Genomic DNA, 521 nt, shown 5'->3' with positions numbered 1-521 from the left:
GGCGGCGACGGTTGCGCCGGCGGATGCGGGGGTGTTCTTCGGCCTCGGCTTCGGCCCCTTCGGTTTTTACCCCGACTATGGCCCGTACCCTTTCTACGGCCCATATTATGGCGGCTACCGTGACTACTATGACGATTATTACCCCGGCTACTACCCCGGCTATATCGTCCGCTACCCGCACTACCGATACTACAGATACCATCGGTATTACTATTACCACCATCGGTATCACCACAGGCACCACTACAGGCACCACCATCGGTACTACTACAGGTACTGAGCAGGCGATTGACTGATCTCCCCAAATGGGGGAGATGTCCGGTAGGACAGAGGGGGCGCGAAGGATCGCGACTTATCAGCTTTCGGATGCCAGCGCGCGCCAGAGAAATACGGTGGCCGAAAAACTGAAGGCTGGCGGGACAGCGCCCCCCTCTGCCCTGCCGGGCATCTCCCCCACAAGGGGGTGTATGGACTGGGGACATCGCGAACAGGTGTGCGAAGACATCGCGAACAGTTTCCCA

General features: G+C 59.1%; 1 protein-coding gene. It reads left to right on the top strand.

Going from position 1 to position 521, the window contains the following annotated elements; all coding sequences use genetic code 11:
- The coding region (locus tag ORS3428_RS33785) for a hypothetical protein (protein WP_071100562.1) at positions 1 to 280 on the top strand (280 nt) is incomplete at its 5' end.
- Positions 281 to 521: the final 241 nt, after the last annotated feature.

Origin of the sequence: Mesorhizobium sp. ORS 3428 (assembly GCF_001854785.1) — a bacterium.
In the GTDB taxonomy this organism is placed as follows: domain Bacteria; phylum Pseudomonadota; class Alphaproteobacteria; order Rhizobiales; family Rhizobiaceae; genus Mesorhizobium.
This window is presented reverse-complemented; position numbering and strand designations above follow the sequence as displayed.